This is a genomic window from Halorubrum depositum (assembly GCF_007671725.1).
GTDB lineage: Archaea > Halobacteriota > Halobacteria > Halobacteriales > Haloferacaceae > Halorubrum > Halorubrum depositum.
In genome coordinates this window covers 783,397-799,788 of record NZ_VCNM01000002.1, presented here as the reverse complement: position 1 = coordinate 799,788, position 16,392 = coordinate 783,397, and the positions used below count along the sequence as shown (strand labels likewise).

Below are 16,392 nucleotides of genomic sequence, written 5' to 3'. Positions count from 1 at the left end.
GCGGTCGGCCCCCGACTCAGGGGGTGATCACGGCGCGCCCGTCGATCTCGCCGTGTTCGAGCTTCTCGGCGACCGTGTTCACGTCGCCGAGGTCGTACCGGCTCGTGTGGAGGTCGACGTCGCCCTGTTCGACGAGCGCGACCAGCTCCTGGAGCTCGGCGTACCGGCCGACGATGTTGCCGACGAAGGAGAACTCGCCGTTCACCAGCGCCTGCGCGGGCTCGTGGACGTGCCCGCCGTAGCCGATGATGTGGTGGTCGCCGCCGGCGGCGGTGATGTCGGGGGCGTACGCGGTGGTGACGTCCTCACCGACGAAGTCGAGCACCTGCGCGGCGCCCGTGCCGTCGGTGATCCCCTCGATCTCCGCCGGGACGTCCGACTCGGAGGGGTTGATCAGGTGGTCGGCCCCGTAGCTGTCGGCCAGATCGAGCGCCGATTCCTTCAGGTCGACCGCGGTGATCCGGGCCGCGCTCATGGCATTCAGGCACTGCAGGCCGATGTGGCCCAGCCCCCCGACGCCGATGACGACCCCGTGGTCGCCGGGGGCGAGGTCGGCGACCGCCTTCTTCGCGGCGTGATACGCCGTTATCCCGGCGTCGGCGTGTGGCGCGATGTCGATCGGCTCGACGCCGGACGGCAGCGGGATCACCGAGCGCTCGCTGGTGTGGAGGTACTCGGCGAACCCCCCGTCGACGGTGAGTCCGTTGAACGCGTTATTCTCGCAGTACATCGTCTCGCCGAGCCGGCAGGGACGACAGGTGCCGCAGGTCTGGACCGGGTGGCAGATCACCGGGTCGCCCTCCGAGACGATCTCGACGTCCTCGCCCGTCTCGACGACGGTGCCCGCGTTCTCGTGGCCCAGCGTCATGGGGAGATCTTGGGGGACGTACTCCGTCCACATCCCCTCGATGATGTGGTTGTCCGTCTGGCACCACCCGGCGCCCTCGACCTCGACGATCACGTCGCTCGCGCCCGTCGCGTGCGGCCGGTCTACCTCGTCGATCGTGAGCCCCTCGCTCATGTCATCGGTGTACTCGTGGAGTCTGGCTGCTTGCATGTGACATAATATCTCGCAGCCTACATCATAAACGTTCGTTACGGTGAGGGCTTCTCACATCGCTCCCGGCTTCGGGGACGACGCCGACGAAGCGAAACCGCCGACCCGACGCGTGAACGAAAAACCGGTGCGTAATTTACCTGAACGATCCTTATAGTTATGTGTTGTCGAGTCACACATTCACTCGTATGTACGAGAAGGACGGCGAGGAGATCTTCGTCATCGACGGCCACGTTCACCTGTGGGACGCGCGACAGGAGAACATCATCCACGAGGGGGGCGAGCAGTTCCTCCAGTGTTTCTACGACTACCACACCGGGTTCACCCCGGAGGAGGAGCAGTGGGACATCGACACGTACCGCCACTACGGCGCCGACAAGATGACCGAGGACCTGTTCGGGAACGCGGCCGCGGACATGGCGGTCTTCCAGCCGACGTACCTCGACGACTTCTACGACGAGGGGTTCAACACGACCGAACAGAACGCCGAGCTCGCCGAGGAGTACCCCGAGAGGTTCGTGCTCAACGGGAGCTTCGATCCGCGAGACGGCGAGGAGGGGTTACGCTACCTCGAACACCTCAAGGAGGAGTACGACATCCCCGGCGTGAAGCTGTACACCGCCGAGTGGCGCGGCGACTCGAAGGGGTGGCGGCTCGACAGCGACGACGCCTTCGAGTTCTTAGAGAAGTGCGCGGAGCTCGGCATCGAGAACATCAACGCCCACAAGGGGCCGACGATCCGTCCGCTCAACCGCGACGCGTTCGACGTGAAGGACGTCGACGACGCCGCCTCGTCGTTCCCGGAGCTCAACTTCATCGTCAACCACGTCGGGCTCCCGCGGCTCGACGACTTCTGCTGGATCGCGGCCCAGGAGCCGAACGTGTACGGCGGGCTCGCGGTCGCCTCCGCGATGTCGACCCACCGCGAGCGGAAGTTCGGCGAGATCATGGGCGAGCTCCTCTTCTGGCTCGGCGAGGACCGGATCCTGTTCGGCTCCGACTACGCGCTGTGGAACCCCGACTGGCTCGTCGACCAGGTGATGAACGCGGAGCTCACCGACGAGCAGAAAGACGAGTACGGGGTCGAGCTCGACGTCGACACCATGAAGAAGATCATGGGCGAGAACGCCGCGGAGCTGTACGACATCGACATCGAGGCGAAGAAGCGCCAGTTCCGCGACGACGACATTTCCGAGCGGTTCGATCTGGCGGACCACTACGGCGGCGACGCGGGGGCCGCGGCGGACTGATGTCGGGGAGCAGCGCGGATCCGACCGGCGACGCCGGCGGCGATCCCCGAGGGGACTCGACGGGGGAGCACGCCGGCGACGCCGACGGCGTGGCGGCGGTCAGGGAGCGACTGGACCGCGTCGAGGATCCGGAGCTCGCCCGCTCCATCGTCGAGCTCGACTACATCGACGCGATCGAGGTCGACGGCGACAGCGTCGAGGTCAGGTTCACGCTCCCGACGGCGTGGTGCTCGCCCGCCTTCGCGTGGATGATGGCGACCGACGCCCGGGACGAGGTCGAGGCGCTCGACCGGGTGCGCGAGGCGCGGATCGAGCTGTGCGACCACATGCACGGCGAGGAGATAACCGCCGGCGTCAACGCCCGGGATAGCTTCGGCGAGACGTTCCCGGACGCCGACGGCGACGTCGCGGCGGTCCGAGCCGCCATCGCCGACAAGGCCCGCGTCTCTCGGCAGCGCGAGGCGGTCCGGACGCTGCTCGACGCGGGGGCCGACCCCGAACAGGTCGTCTCGCTCGTTCGCGCCGACCTGACGATCGCCGGGGACGAGGCGCACGTCGACCTCGACGGATTCTCGCTCGTCGTCGACGCCGCGCCGATCGCCGACTACCTCGACCGCGTCACGACGAGCGGGCACGTGACCGAGCCGGCGGACACGCTGTTCCTGACCCCGGAGGGCGACCCGATCCCCGCGGACGAACTCGACGTGGTCCAGAAGCGGTCCCGGCTCGCGACGGTGAACATGGGCGGGCAGGGCGCCGTCTGCGACGCGCTCCACCGCGCCCGCCACGGTCCCGACGGTCCGGACGGATCGGGACCGAAGTACGTCGACCCGTCGGACGGCGACCGGTCGACGTACGACGGCGACGAGTTCACCTCGACGTGGACGCTCGCGACCGAGGAGTGAGCCGCTAGCGATCGGTCCGTCGCTCTCCTCGTCTCTCTCCGTCGCGTTCGCCCGCCCTCAGCGGATCGGCCCGAGACCTCCGAGCCTGCCGCCTCCCGAGCGATCGTCCTCCTCGGGCTCGCCGTGGCCCTCCTTCTCCAGTCCGTGGCGACCGCTCGCGGCCCACTCGTCGCGGTCCCAGCCGCAGTCCGGGCACTCGCCCTCGCCCCAGTCGAACGGCTCGCCGCAGCCGAGGCAGGCGTTCTCCGTGTTCATAGCTCACGATACGCACGCGTCGACAAAAGCGTTCACAACAGCTCGCGGAACTTCCCCAGCGGCGGGAATCGGAGTGGTTCTCCGACGTTGCCCGCGCCGCCGGCGGTGTCCGCGCGGCCGGCGTCGTCTGCGCCCGCCGCTCCCGGGTCGACCACGACCGGCGCCAGCCGGTCCGCGTCGGTGACGAGCGGGGAGTCGAACGCCCCCGTTCGCATGTCGTTGACGGCCACGCCGGGGGCGAGTCGGGTGAATGCAGGGAGCATGAGGAGGTCGGCGCCGCGGTAGACGCCCTCACCCCGGAGAAAGCAGGGACGCCTGTCGCCCTCGATTTCGATCGTCGGGTGGACGTGACCGATCACGTACCGGTCGGCCGCCGTCGACGGCGCCTCGTGGCCGTGGCAGACGACGGTCCGGGGGGCACCAGCGGCGTCCAACACGTGCTCCTCGCGAACCGGACCGTCCCAAGCGTCCGCGAGGGCCGCGTCGTGGTTGCCCGCGACGAGTTCGAGGGCGGCGCCGTTCGCGTCGCAGGCGTCGCGAAGCGCCGCTAGGGTCCCGAGCACGCGGTCGGTGACGCGGTCGAACGTGTGGACGACGTCGCCGGCGACGACGACGGTCGCGGGGTCGAACCGCGCGAGGTGTCCGCGAAGCCGATCGACGAGGTCCTCGCGCTCGCCGATCGGGAGCGACACCGCGGAGGCCTCCCCGCGGCCGACGTGGAGGTCGGCGACGACGAGCGCGTCGTGGCGGCCGAGATACGCCGCGCGCTCGGCGAACGCGACCCCCGTCATCGACCGCCCCTCGTCATCGACCGCCCCCCGTCATCGACTTCTCCCCGTCACCGGCCGAATCCCGCCGGGGGATCGGTGCGATCGCCCCGGGGCGCGGCGCGCCCGCGTCCGCTCCCCTCGCCCGCGCTCGCGGCGTGATTGCGGGCGGTCGCGTACGCCTCGCGGACGCGACGGAACGACTCCTCGTCGCCCCCCTGGTCCGGGTGGGTCTCTTTGACGCGCTCGCGGTAGGCGCGTTTCACCTCGTCGGCGTCGGCGCCGCGGGCGACATCGAGCTCCGCGAACGCCGCGGCGACCGGGTCGCGGTCGCCCCGGTCGACGGACGGGTCCGGTCCCCAGTCCGGCTCGATAACGTCGAACGGGAGGCGGCGGCCGAGCCCCCGGCCCGGCATCTCGTGCTCGCAGAGGACGGTGTAGACGCCCTCGCCCTCCAGTCGGAAGTAGTCGTGCGCGTCGAACGTGATGGCGACCTCGCGCTCGGGGAGGTAGAAGGGGACGGCCACCTCGCCGAGCGCGTGGTCCTCGCGGAACCGCTCGTCGATCGCCGTCAGGTACTCGCGGATCTCTCGGCGGCGCCGCTCGTCGCCCGCGGCGGACCGGCCTCCGCCCGCCGCGGCGACGCCCGGGGCGACGAACCGGTTCCCGAGGTAGAAGGCGAGCGCCGCGAGCGCGGAGGCGACGCCGCCGAGTGCGACCCCGAGGAGGATCCACGGCGGCACCGCGCCGATGAACTCGACGACCACGGCTCCGGTAACGGCTCGGCGCCTATCAACCCCTCGCCGAGATCGCGGGAGATCGCCGAGCGACGCGCTACTGACGGGAGCCGACCGTCGGAAAAGGGGGCGTCGGCGTCAGATGATCCCCTTCGACTCGAGGCCGTCGAGGATGTCGTCGACGAGCTCCTCGGCGGTCTCGTAGGGGAACTCCTGTTCGCTGCCGAGCTTCGCGGCCATCTCCATCGCCGTGAGGCTCACGTCGCCGGCCTCGAACTTCGTGGCCGGGCCGTTCGGGAGCGCCGGGACGAGGTCCATCTGGTTCTCGACGGGGAAGTCGGCGCCGCCGAACGCGTCGAGGAACTGTTCGCGGAGTTCCGCTCTGACGTCACTCATACACTCCCATCCCGCGAGCCGCCGCAAAAGCGTTGCGGAACAACGATAAACTTATTTGACGTTCTCGAACGACGACGCGGGGTCGGTGCGGACGTCGGAGGCGCGGGGGACCGGCGAGAACGGCGACGAGCGTGCCGGAACCTCCCTACCTTTGGTGCTGGACTCCAACGGTCGCCCATGTCGTTCGACTTCGACTTCGAGCTGTTGCGAGAGCTGACCGAGGCCCGTGGCGTCCCGGGCTACGAGGACGACGTCCGCGAGATCGTGCGCCGGGAGCTCGCCGACACCGCCGACCGGGTCCGCACCGACGCGATGGGGAACGTGGTCGGGACCGTCGAGGGCGACGCCGACTACTCGGTCGCGGTCGCGGCCCACATGGACGAGATCGGCTTCATGGTCCGTCACGTCACCGACGAGGGGTTCGTGCAGGTCGACCCGCTCGGCGGGTTCGACGCCCGCGTGCTCCGCGCCCAGCGCGTCACCGTCCACGGCGAGGAGGACCTCACCGGCGTCATCGGCTCCGTGCCGCCGCACACGCTCACGGACGAACAGAAGGAGAAGGACGAAGAGGTGAAAGACGTGTTTATCGACCTCGGCCGCGACGGCGGGGAAGTCGACGAGCTCGTCGGCGTCGGTGACCTCGTCACCCTCGACCAGACGACGACGCGGATGGGCGACCGGGTGACCGGGAAGGCGCTCGACGACCGGATCTGTGTGTTCGCGATGCTGGAGGCCGCTCGCCGGATCGACGACCCCGACGTGACGATTCACTTCGCGGCGACCGTACAGGAGGAGGTCGGCCTCCGGGGCGCGAGCGCGCTCGGCGTCGACATCGATCCGGACCTCGCCGTCGCCCTCGACGTCACCGTCGCCAACGACGTCCCGCAGATCGGCGAGCCGGCAGACGCCGTGACCGAGCTGGGCGAGGGGACCGCGATCAAGCTCAAGGACTCCTCGGTGATCACCAGCCCGAAGGTCCACGGCCGACTGACGGACGTGGCCGAGGCGGAGGGGATCGACCACCAGCATGAGGTGTTGCCCGCGGGCGGCACCGACACCGCGGGGTTCCAGAACACGGCCGGGGCGAAGCCGGTCGGCGCCATCTCGATCCCGACGCGCTACCTCCATACCGTCACCGAGACCGCCGACGGCGAGGACGTCGCGGCGACGATCGACCTGCTGACGGCGTTCCTCGACTCCGAGACCGGCGAGCACGACTACACCCTATAACCAGCCGCGGTGGCGCGCGCCTCCGAGTGGCCGCCGCCGGCGGCCGCGAGGAGCGCGTGCGAGGGAGTCGGTCGTCCGGAGCAACGCGGAGGACGACCGACGAGGCTGGGGAGGCGTGAGGCGCGGTTGCGGTGCGGTTGGGGTGCGGTTGGGGTGGGACTCAAAGGGGCAGCCGCGAGGGCGACGCCTGACGACGCAAGCACCGCAGGGAGCGAACGAAGTGAGCGACTGAGGAGCGCAGCGAGTCACGCGAGCCGTCGCGGCTGGGGCTTTGGAGGCGTTCACCGTCGGCCTGGTGGTATTCGTTAATTAGTTACCGACTGAGATACCGAAGACGCCTCCGACCATGTCGAACACACGCCGACGACCTACCCGATCCTCTCACACGTAGTCTCGCCGGACCGCTTATTACGCGCCGCCCGAACCACCGTGCGTGGACGAACTCGTCGTGAGGACCGAGGTGTACGCCGACCCCGAGGCGGTGTACGAGTTCCTGCTCGACTTCCCGGGCTACGCCCGCTACTCGAAGTACCTCGACGACGTGCGGACGATCGAGGGCGACGGCGGCCCCGGCACCCGCTACGCGCTCCGGTTCGCGTGGTGGAAGGTCACCTACACGGCCCACTCGCGGGTGACAGGGGTCGAGCCGCCGGAGCGGATCGACTGGGAGATCACGAAGGACATCGACGCCGGGGGCTGCTGGCGCGTGACGCCGACGGAGCCGGAACCCGGGTCCGACGGAAACGAGAGTGGCGACCCCGCCTGCGAGGTCGCGCTCGAAGTCGAGTTCGATCCGGGGTCGGCCAGCCCGGACGCGCTCGACCTCCCGCGGCTCGTCTCCTTCGACTGGGTGGTAAAGAAGGCGGTCCCGCTCATCCGGACCGAGGCCGAGCGCGTCGTCCAGCGCGCCGTCCGCGACTTAGAGGGGTCGACCCGAAACGTCGATCTGGACGTGTACGTCGACTCCGAGCAGATCTGAGGGCAGAACGACCCGGTGCAAGCCGATTCCCCGACCGTCGCCGAGTCGAAGGCCTTAATATATCCAGCGGGGAACGATGGAACGCGTACGAGGGCTCGTAGATCAGTGGTAGATCATCCCCCTGGCACGGGGAAGGCCCGGGGTTCAAATCCCCGCGAGTCCACTCGACTCACTTCGTTCGTCTTCTTTCCTCGCGTGCCCCCACTCGCTTCGCTCGTGGGGACCCCGCGAGTCCACTCGAATCGCTTCGCCGTGCTGAGGAGTGTGAACCCGAGCGACGCGGGCTTTCGAACGCTGGTCGTCTGAAATCGTCTCTCTGGAAAGCTCCTCTCCGACAGAGAGCGCGATCGGGCCGACCGCGAGGGGAACATATTAATTCATTAATCTATAGCCGTAAATAACTAATGTTTACCAGTATCGCCTTTGAGTTGGGGTGTATGGGATTGGAAACGGTACTCTTGGCCGTCGGCGAGAAGGACGATGACCGACTTGACGACCTCGCATCGATCACAGCGGATATCGCCGGGCCGCCCGGTGCGTCGGTGGCGCTGGCCCACGTGTTCACCGAGGGGGAGTACCAAAAGGCACGCAACAACCTGGATTTCGACCGCGACAGCGAGGTCACGCCGGACGTTACCGCCCAGCGGTACGTGAACATCCAGGCGCTCATCGACGACATGGAGGACGCGGGCGTCGAGCACACGGAACACGGTCGGTTGGCCAAAGGGGGCGCCGTCGGCGAGGCCATCATCGGAATCGCGGAAGATGTCGGTGCGGACTTGGTCGTCATCGGTGGCCGACGCCGCTCGCCGAGCGGCAAGGCCGTCTTCGGTTCGGTCGCACAGAACGTGTTGTTGAACGCGCCCTGCCCCGTGACGTTCGTCCGCCAAGACTGATATCGGGCGTCGTCGACCATTCCGCGTCGCCCGCCCTCTGCCGTGTGACCGGTCGGGAACGCAGTGTCGAACGGTTCGCGCGAGGGCATCGAGCGGCATCGAGACGATCGATCTGCGATCGGGAAGACGCGGCTTGGCAGGGAGTTCGTTCGGGACCGACGGCACAGGGTCACAGTCACGTCGAGCGACGCGGTCTCGCCGAGAAACCGCTCCCCCTCGAACCCGGTTAACTCACTCCGTTCGATCGGCCGTTCTTCCGCGTGCTCCCACCCGCCTCACGTCTCACTGAGCCAGCGCAACGCCTCGTCTCGGTGATCGAGCAGCGTCGCGAGGTGGTCGGTCTCGGTGACAGTGAGGCTCACGTCGTTCCCGCTCGCGAAGTCCCGCACGGCAGAGAGCGGCGCGTTCTCGTCGCGCGTGCCGTGCCAAGCGCGAACGGGCCCTGACACTCGGTCGACCCCGCTCCATTCGCCCGCGAACGACCGGTTCTCCCGGGCGACCGGCTTCGCCCCCTGCCGCAGGGCCTCGTGGAAGTCGTCCGCGACCGCCCGCGAAACGGGCTCCGACACCGAGCGCTCCGTGTACTGACCGACGATCGTGCTCGGCCCGGCGACCGACGCGTACGCCTCCGACAGTCGGAAGAGGGCACGCACGGCGAGCGGGACCCGCGACAGCGTGACGAGGCCGACGTCGGCCGGCGGGACGACGCTGCTGACCAGTCCGACGCGACCCACCCGTTCGTCCGCCGCGGCCGCGAGCGCGAACGGCCCGCCGCCAGAGAACCCCACGGCCCCGCACCGATCGACCGACTCCGCGTCGAGGAGCGCCGCGAGGTCCGCCGGCCAGTCGCGCCACTCCCAGTCGTCCGGCGGCGGCGACGACCGACCGTACCCCGGTCTGTCCGGGACGATGAGCCGGACTCCGGTCTCGGCCGCGGCCTCGGTGAGGAGCGCCGCGAACAGCCGCGATCCAGGGGTTCCGTGGTGCGCGATCACCGGCGTCCCGTCTTCGGCCCCGCCGACGGCGTAGGCGAGCGTTCGACCGTCCGAGAGCGTGCACGTCTCCGTGGCGAGCCCGCGGGGCCGGCCCGCCTGCCGCGTGTTCCGTTGCACGCGTCGCCCTTCCGCTTCGGTCGGGATAACGGGTCGGGACTCTCAAATCGCTCTTTTAGCCTCCGTCGGTTCGGTCCGCCGCGCGTTCCCCGACTGACATCGGTGTTACCGCGAACTCATGAGGGACGCTCCCGTGGATCACTGCATGTCGTCACACGAGGTCACGGCGGAGCGCCCGGACAGCCTGCTGCACGCGACCGGCTGGGACCACGTCACGCTGATCGGGAGCAACGCGGACGACACGGTCGCGTTCTACCGTGACGTGCTCGGCCTCCCCCTGGTCGTCAGACAGCCCAACCTCGACCGCGAGGAGGTCGAACACCTCTTCTTCGACGCGGGCGACGGGCGGCTGGTCACCTTCTTCGTCGACGAGTCGCGCGATTCCGTCGAGACGCAGGATCCGGAGATCGGAGCGGTCCATCACCTCGCGTTCAGCGTCGAACCGGAGGAGCTCCCGGCGATCCGCGACCGCCTGCTCGACGCCGGCCACGAGGTGAGCGAGTTCGACCGCGGCGCCTTCCACTCGCTGTACACCCACGACCACAACGGGCTCGTCATCGAGCTCGCGGCCGACAAGTTCGAGCTCCCGGACGACCGGAAGGGCGAGGTGCTCGCGCACGCGCAGGCGGCCCGCGTCGCCGCCGGCGACGAGTACGTCGCGACCGAACACCTGAAGGCCGCCCTCGAGGAGCTCGGTCTCCCCGTCGACCAGTACGACCTTCCCGACGCCGCGACCGGTCGGGACTTCTGAGGCGCCCCGCGCGACGCGACCGATCGGGCGTCCCGGAACGGGCCTACCGCAGCGTCGACGTCGGCACCACGGACGGGAACACCCCGTCGCCCGCGGCGTCTTCGATCACGGCGTCGGCGACGTGCTCGCCGCTGAGCAGGCACATCGGCATCCCGATCCCGGGGTTCGTGTACGCGCCGACGTAGTAGAGCCCCTCGACGCCCGGCGCCCGGTGCGCCGGCCGGAGCGGCCCCGTCTGGCCGAGCGTGTGCGAGAGCGCGAGCGCGGTGCCCCGCGGCGCGTTGAAGCGCTCGCGGAAGTCGGAGACGCAAGCGGTCTCCTCGAAGACGACCCGATCGCGGAAGTCGACGCCGGCGTGCTCGGCCAGATCGTCGAGCACCAACTCGCGGAAGCGTTCCCGGGCCTCCGGGCCGTCGTCGAGCCCGGGCGCCAGCGGGACGAGGACGAACACCGCCTCGTGACCCTCGGGCGCCGCCTCCGGGTCCGTCTTCGAGGGGACGTGGACGTAGTACGCCGGGTCGTCCGGCCACGCCGGGTCGTCGAAGATAGACTCGAAGTGGGGCCGCCAGTCGGTCGGAAACACGAGCGCGTGATGGTCGAGGTCGACGTTGCCCTCGACGCCGAAGTACATGAGGAACGCGGAGGGGGCGTACGTCCGCGACTCCCAGTACGCCTCGCGGCGCGCGAACTCGTCGGGGAGGAGGTCGCGCTCGACGTGCGGCGGCGCGGCGTTCGCGACCACGCGGTCGAACCGCGCGCTCGATCCCCCGGCGTCCACCTCGAACGTCGGCCCCGCGGCCGCGACCGAGGGCTCGATCGCCGTAACCGGCGCCTCGGTGCGGATCTCGGCGCCGAGGTCGCCCGCGAGCGCCGCCATCCCGTCGACGACGCTCGCGATGCCGCCGGTCGGGTGGTAGACGCCGAGGTTCATGTCGACGTGGCTCATCAGCGTGTAGATCGCCGGCGTGTTGTACGGGGACCCGCCGAGGAAGACGAGCTTGTACTCCGCGATCTGCCGCAGTTTCTCGTGGTCGAAGTAGTCGCCGACGTAGTCGTCCATCGCCCGGAGCTTCGGGAGCGCACGGCCCGAGCGCAGCACGTCCGCGTCGACCATGTCACGGAGCCGGGAGCGGCTCGGGTAGACGAACCGGTCCATCCCGAGCTCGTACGCCTCCGCGGCGTCGGCGAGGTAGGCGTCGAGCCGGTCGCCGGCGCCCGCCTCGTACGACTCGAACAGTGCCTTCTGGCCCGCCCGGTCCGCGGGCATCGCCGCGCGGTCGCCGTCCTTCCAGACGACTTCGTAGAGGGGGTCCAGTTCCGTCAGCTCGTAGAACTCCTCGGTCGACCGCCCGAAGTGGCCGAAGAAGCGGTCGAACACCTCCGGCATCAGGTACCACGAGGGGCCGGTGTCGATCCGGAAGCCGTCCCGCTCGATCCGGCCGGCGCATCCTCCCAGACGCTCGTTGCGCTCGAACACCGTCACGTCCGCGCCGGCGTCGGCGAGGTAGGCGGCCGCGGAGAGGCCGCCGAACCCGGCGCCGACCACCGCGACCTCCTCGCCGGCGAGGCGCTCGTCGTCGCGTGAACGAGGGCTCATCGCGAGGCGGTACGGCCTACAGCGGATTCACTCTCCAGCCATACAATGTCGGCCCGTCACCCCTCCCGCGGCCGACCGTCCTCACGCGCCCTCCTCCCGCGGCGCCCTGTCCTGCAATCGCCGGGCGGCCAGCGCGAAGAGCCCGGTTCCGATCAGGTAGAGCCGCCAACCGGCGCTCGCGACCGGGAAGATACGCTCGACCGGTTCCTCGATCTCCTCGGCGGGATCGCGCGGCTCGACCGGGTTGTTGACGTGGACCGTCTCCGTGGTCCCCGTGGCGCCGGCGTCGACCGTGCGCGTCCCGGTCTCCGGGTCGACCCGCAGGTCGACGAACGTCTGGACGAACCCGTCCGCCGTCGAGAGCATGATTTCCCCGTCGAGCCGGAGGAACTGGTCGCGGAGCGGCCAGAGGTAGTTCACCCCGTCGAGATGGACCCAGTCGAGCGCCACGTGCGCGAAGACGTGCGCGAACAGCGCGGCCCACGCGACGGTGATCCACCGCGCCGAGAGGCGCGCGCGCACCGCTGACGTCTCCCGGATCCGCGTGTCGTAGTACAACAGGACCGCGGCGACCGCGGGGATCACGAGCGTGTGGCCGACCGTCCGGTGGGCGCCCGGCATGATCGGGCCGAGGAAGCTGTCGGCCTCGGGCGCGACGACGACGAGGAGCAGGACCGCGAGCGCCCGGCGGTCGAACCGGTCGTCGAGCAGCCCGGCCGCGAGCAGGACCGCGAACCCGGCGTGGACCACTGTGGAGACCATCTACCGGGTCACCTCCGGGTCGTCGTCGGTCTCGGCCGTGTCGACGCCGGCCGACTCGACGTCGGCCCTCCCCGTCCCGCCCCGCCTCTCCCACCGGAGCCGGACCGCCAGCAGCGCCACCGCGGCGGCGACGACGACCAGCTGCCAGCCGGTGCGGACGAGGTGGAGCTCGCGCTCGGCGCCCGGCGAGAGCCCCGGTCGGCCGTCGGGGTTCGAGAACATCGGAATCGCGTACGACTCGGTCGTGCCGAGCGTCTCCAGCGGAAGGATCCCCGGACCCCCCGCGCCGAACGCGACGAACGTCTGGACGACGCCGTCCTCCGTCGAGAAGAGGAGCCCCCCGTCGACGAGGTAGTAGGCGTCGGCGAGCGGGTACAGCAGGTTCACCCCCTCGCTACCGAACAGGTCCGGGCCGACGCCGGCGACGAGGAACGCCGCGAGCGCGACCCACGCGACCCGGACTCCCCGTCGCCCCGCCCGCTCGCGGAGCCGGGAGGCGTCGCGGATCTCCGTGTCCCAGTAGAGGGCGATCCCGGCGGCGAGGGGGAGCCAGACCGCGTGGAGGAGGGCGTTCGTCGCGCCCGGGACCGCGAGGCTCGCGACCGCGTCGAGGTCCGGGAGCATCGCGGCGGCGACGACCACCGCGACCGAGCGCCGGTCGAACGCGACGCCGAGAAGGGCGGCCGCGAGCAGCGCGCCGAACGCGGCGTTGACCAGCGTCGGTGCCATACCCGTCCTGACGACCGCACGCGAATAAGTCGCTCGGGGGATCGTCCCGTTCGCCGAGCGGTCTCCGGGTCAGCGGGCGTCGTCGTCGCGGTCAGTAGAGGTGGCGTCGCGGTCGGCGGGGGCGGCGTCGCGGTCGGCCGGAGCGGGGTCGTCGACGAAATCGAAGTCGCCGTCGATCGAGACGTCTTCGTCGCTCTCGCCATCGTCGTCCTCCACCGAGTCCGCCGAATGCGACTCGGCCGGCTCCCGACGACCGAGCAGCGCGAGGCCCATCCGCCGGGAGACGTACGCCACGAGGTTGGTGAGGTGAAGCGCGAGGAGGACGCCGACGACGCCGAGCGGGAGCGCGATCAGCGCCTCCGGGAGGGTGTCGATCGCCCACGTCACCGGCTCGCCGTTCACCTCGCCGAAGTCGGCCTCGTAGGGGTACCGCAGGGGGGCGGCGACCAGCGGCAGCGCGCTCGCCAGCAGGAAGAGGGGGACGAACGCGAGGAGGCTCACCCAGAACTTCAGCGAGAGGAAGCCGAGCCCCGCCCACGTCGACGGGGCGTCGACGTACTTCCTGACGCCCGCGAGCGCGCCGTCGGCGTCGGCGAGGTCGTCCGGGCGCAGCAGGTGGGTCCCGAGCAGTGCGTTCGCGAGCCGACGCTCCAGTCCCGCTGCGAGCCGGGCCCCGATCAGGGCCGCGAACAGGACGACGAGCCCGACGAGCGCGACCGAGAGGACCAGCCCGAACGCGACGCCGAACGTGAACAGCGTCGAGTAGACGAATCCGAGCGGGACCGCGAGCAGGAGGTACAACAGGTGCCTGTACGTGCGGCCGTCGGCGACGACGCCGACGACGGGGAGCGCGGAGGGGTGACGGAGGGAGACCATGTCCGGTCGGAACCGGTTCCGCTGTCGACATAAATCGGTCGCTCCCGGCGGCGTGCGGCGGTCTCAGAGGCCACCAGAGCGACCACGGAGGCTGACGGTCGCTCTCAGCCGACGAAGAAGTCGATGGCGTTCCCCGTCGACTGGCCCTTGTACAGCTCCGAGTAGCCGCAGTTCGCACAGGAGACCACGACGAACGAGCGGTTCTGCACGTCAAACATCTTCGTGAGACCGGTGCCGCTCGTCGCGATCTCGTCCGTCTCTGTCTCCTCGCTCCCGCATTTCGGGCAGCCGTCGTCCTCCCCGGTCGCCAGCGATTCGGACCCGTCTCCCGGACGGGTTGAGTCGGGGTCGGCGCGTCGGTCGTCGCCCGCGTCCGCCCAGTCGTCGCTCGGTTCGTTGCCGAAGACGGAGTACTCCGTCTCGTCGGTGTCGTCGGAGGGCATCGACCGCATCTGCACGCGCGACCGACAAACCTCTTGTGGCGCCGACGGCCTCCTCGCGGCGCGGATCGGCGCTCGGCGCGGGCCGTCGGCGACCCCGCTGCTTACTCGTCGATCTCGTCGACGAGGTCGTCGGCGACGCCGACGTACCCCGCGGGAGTCATCGCCTGTAGCTCCCGGCGCACGTCCTCGTCGACGTCGAGGTCGGCGAACAGCTCGCGGAAGTCGTCGAGCGTCACCGACCGCCCCCGGGTCAGCGCCTTCACCCGCTCGTAGGCGTCGGTGTCGCCCTCGCGCCGGAGGATCGTCTGGACGGCCTCGCCGATCACCTCGGGGGTCGCCGCCAGCTCCTCGCGCATCACGGTCTCGTTCGGCACCACCTTCGCGAGCCCGTTCTCGGCCTTCGAGTAGCCGATGAGGCAGTGCGCGAGCGCGGCGCCGACGTTGCGCTTGACGGTGGAGTCCGAGAGGTCGCGCTGGAGCCGCGAGCTCGTCACGTAGTCGGCGAGGAACGCGAGGTCCGAGTTCGCCTTCGAGAGGTTCCCCTCGCTGTTCTCGAAGTCGATCGGGTTCACCTTGTGCGGCATCGTCGAGGAGCCGGTCTCGCCCTCGACCGTTCGCTGGCCGAGGTACCGGTCGGAGACGTAGAGCCACGCGTCGAGGTCCAAGTCGAGCAGGACGTTGTTCACCCCTCGCAGCGCGTCGAACAGCGCCGCGAGGTCGTCGCAGGGGTTCACTTGCGTCGCGAGCGGCGTGTGCTCCAACTCGAGCCCGCGCACGAACGACTCGGAGAAGGCCCGCCAGTCCACGTCGGGGTATGCGGCGTCGTGGGCGGCGTAGGTGCCGGAGGCGCCAGCCAGCTTCCCGGAGAGGTCGCCGTTCGCGACGACGACGCGACCGAGCGCGCGGCCGAGGCGCGAGGCGTACACCGCCATCTCCTTGCCGAACGTCGTCGGCGTCGCGGGCTGGCCGTGAGTGCGCGCGAGCATCGGCGTCCCGCGGTGCTCCTGCGCGAGGTCGACCAGGGCGTCCCTGACCTCGCGGACCGCGGGCACCAGCACCTCGCTCACCGCGGGCTTCAGCAGCAGTCGGTGCGCGAGGTTGTTGACGTCCTCGCTGGTGAGCCCGAAGTGGATCCACGGGTACAGCGCCTCGGCGACGTCGACCGTCCCGGACGCCTCCAGTTCGTCCAGCCGAACGCGGAGGAAGTACTCGACCGCCTTCACGTCGTGGTTGGTCGCGGCGTACCCCTCGGCGCCCTCGACTTCGAGCGCCTTGATCAGGCGCGCGTCCTCGGCCGAGAACGACTCGTACACGTCGCGGAGGGCGGTCTCGGTCTCGTCGACGAGCGCGATCGGGGTCGCGTCGAGCGCGGCCAGCTCGATCAGGTACTCGACCTCGACGCGGGTCCGGGCGCGCATGAGCCCGGCCTCGCTCGCGTACGGCGACAGCGGCGCGGTCCGCGAGGCGTAGCGCCCGTCCAGCGGGGAGACGGCCGCGAGGGGGTCCGACCGCGACAGGCCGTCGATGGCGTGGTCCGTCATGTCCGCGACTGCCCCCGGAGCCAGCAAAAGCGTGTCGATGGCGTGACGCACGGACGTGGATAGCTCCCTCCCGTTTCCCACCCCGGATCGCCCATTGTATCCGCGAACG

Annotated in this window: 18 protein-coding genes and 1 tRNA gene; 7 read left to right on the top strand and 12 right to left on the bottom strand. The window is 70.1% G+C overall.

The annotated features are described in order from the left end of the window. Positions 1-16: 16 nt before the first annotated feature. Positions 17-1,057, bottom strand: a complete 1,041-nt coding sequence (locus FGM06_RS11435; RefSeq protein ID WP_144799372.1) for an NAD(P)-dependent alcohol dehydrogenase — start codon at positions 1,055-1,057, stop codon at positions 17-19. Between the two features lie 188 nt (positions 1,058-1,245). On the opposite strand from FGM06_RS11435, the gene FGM06_RS11430 reads away from it, so the two are divergent. Both FGM06_RS11430 and FGM06_RS11425 read left to right on the top strand, forming a co-directional pair. Further along, a complete protein-coding gene (locus FGM06_RS11430; protein WP_144799371.1) occupies positions 1,246-2,307 on the top strand; it encodes an amidohydrolase family protein in 1,062 nt (353 codons plus the stop codon). Next, entirely contained in the window at positions 2,307-3,212 is a 906-nt protein-coding gene (locus FGM06_RS11425) for an iron-sulfur cluster assembly protein (protein ID WP_144799370.1), read from the top strand. The genes FGM06_RS11430 and FGM06_RS11425 overlap by 1 nt, the downstream gene beginning before the upstream one ends. Positions 3,213-3,269: 57 nt before the next feature. On the opposite strand, the gene FGM06_RS11420 is transcribed toward FGM06_RS11425, so the two are convergent. The 4 genes from FGM06_RS11420 to FGM06_RS11405 all read right to left on the bottom strand — a co-directional run bounded on the left by FGM06_RS11420 (position 3,270) and on the right by FGM06_RS11405 (position 5,367). After that, entirely contained in the window at positions 3,270-3,467 is a 198-nt protein-coding gene (locus FGM06_RS11420) for a hypothetical protein (RefSeq protein ID WP_144799369.1), read from the bottom strand. 32 nt (positions 3,468-3,499) lie between these two features. Next, positions 3,500-4,258, bottom strand: coding sequence for a metallophosphoesterase (locus FGM06_RS11415; protein WP_144799368.1), 759 nt, complete (start codon positions 4,256-4,258; stop codon positions 3,500-3,502). 47 nt (positions 4,259-4,305) lie between these two features. Next, a complete protein-coding gene (locus FGM06_RS11410) occupies positions 4,306-5,001 on the bottom strand; it encodes a J domain-containing protein (protein ID WP_144799367.1) in 696 nt (231 codons plus the stop codon). Between the two features lie 108 nt (positions 5,002-5,109). After that, entirely contained in the window at positions 5,110-5,367 is a 258-nt protein-coding gene (locus FGM06_RS11405) for an MTH865 family protein (protein ID WP_144799366.1), read from the bottom strand. 177 nt (positions 5,368-5,544) lie between these two features. On the opposite strand from FGM06_RS11405, the gene FGM06_RS11400 reads away from it, so the two are divergent. The 4 genes from FGM06_RS11400 to FGM06_RS11385 all read left to right on the top strand — a co-directional run bounded on the left by FGM06_RS11400 (position 5,545) and on the right by FGM06_RS11385 (position 8,472). Then, a complete protein-coding gene (locus FGM06_RS11400) occupies positions 5,545-6,597 on the top strand; it encodes a M42 family metallopeptidase (protein ID WP_144799365.1) in 1,053 nt (350 codons plus the stop codon). 433 nt (positions 6,598-7,030) lie between these two features. Beyond that, entirely contained in the window at positions 7,031-7,576 is a 546-nt protein-coding gene (locus FGM06_RS11395; protein ID WP_144799364.1) for a type II toxin-antitoxin system RatA family toxin, read from the top strand. Positions 7,577-7,667: 91 nt separating this feature from the next. Then, positions 7,668-7,739, top strand: a tRNA-Ala gene (locus FGM06_RS11390). A 274-nt stretch (positions 7,740-8,013) separates the two neighbouring features. After that, positions 8,014-8,472, top strand: a complete 459-nt coding sequence (locus FGM06_RS11385) for a universal stress protein (protein ID WP_144799949.1) — start codon at positions 8,014-8,016, stop codon at positions 8,470-8,472. A gap of 275 nt (positions 8,473-8,747) precedes the next feature. On the opposite strand, the gene FGM06_RS11380 is transcribed toward FGM06_RS11385, so the two are convergent. Next, positions 8,748-9,584, bottom strand: coding sequence for an alpha/beta fold hydrolase (locus tag FGM06_RS11380; protein WP_144799363.1), 837 nt, complete (start codon positions 9,582-9,584; stop codon positions 8,748-8,750). A gap of 145 nt (positions 9,585-9,729) precedes the next feature. Here FGM06_RS11380 and FGM06_RS11375 point away from each other — a divergent pair, with 145 nt between their 5' ends. Continuing rightward, positions 9,730-10,335 carry a VOC family protein gene (locus FGM06_RS11375; RefSeq protein WP_144799362.1) on the top strand — a complete coding sequence of 202 codons (606 nt, stop codon included), beginning with the start codon at positions 9,730-9,732 and terminating at the stop codon, positions 10,333-10,335. 43 nt (positions 10,336-10,378) lie between these two features. On the opposite strand, the gene FGM06_RS11370 is transcribed toward FGM06_RS11375, so the two are convergent. The 6 genes from FGM06_RS11370 to purB form a co-directional block, all read right to left on the bottom strand. Then, positions 10,379-11,932 carry a phytoene desaturase family protein gene (locus tag FGM06_RS11370; protein ID WP_144799361.1) on the bottom strand — a complete coding sequence of 518 codons (1,554 nt, stop codon included), beginning with the start codon at positions 11,930-11,932 and terminating at the stop codon, positions 10,379-10,381. An 81-nt stretch (positions 11,933-12,013) separates the two neighbouring features. Continuing rightward, a complete protein-coding gene (locus FGM06_RS11365; RefSeq protein WP_144799360.1) occupies positions 12,014-12,694 on the bottom strand; it encodes a metal-dependent hydrolase in 681 nt (226 codons plus the stop codon). Continuing rightward, positions 12,695-13,423, bottom strand: coding sequence for a hypothetical protein (locus FGM06_RS11360; RefSeq protein ID WP_241662568.1), 729 nt, complete (start codon positions 13,421-13,423; stop codon positions 12,695-12,697). Between the two features lie 69 nt (positions 13,424-13,492). Next, positions 13,493-14,299 (bottom strand): sensor domain-containing protein, encoded by an 807-nt coding sequence (locus FGM06_RS11355; RefSeq protein WP_144799359.1) that lies wholly within the window; start codon positions 14,297-14,299, stop codon positions 13,493-13,495. Positions 14,300-14,403: 104 nt separating this feature from the next. Next, a complete protein-coding gene (locus FGM06_RS11350) occupies positions 14,404-14,742 on the bottom strand; it encodes a zinc ribbon domain-containing protein (RefSeq protein WP_144799358.1) in 339 nt (112 codons plus the stop codon). A 101-nt stretch (positions 14,743-14,843) separates the two neighbouring features. Next, positions 14,844-16,283: an adenylosuccinate lyase gene (gene purB / locus FGM06_RS11345; RefSeq protein WP_144799357.1), complete on the bottom strand. Its 1,440-nt coding sequence runs from the start codon at positions 16,281-16,283 to the stop codon at positions 14,844-14,846. Positions 16,284-16,392 lie beyond the last annotated feature (109 nt).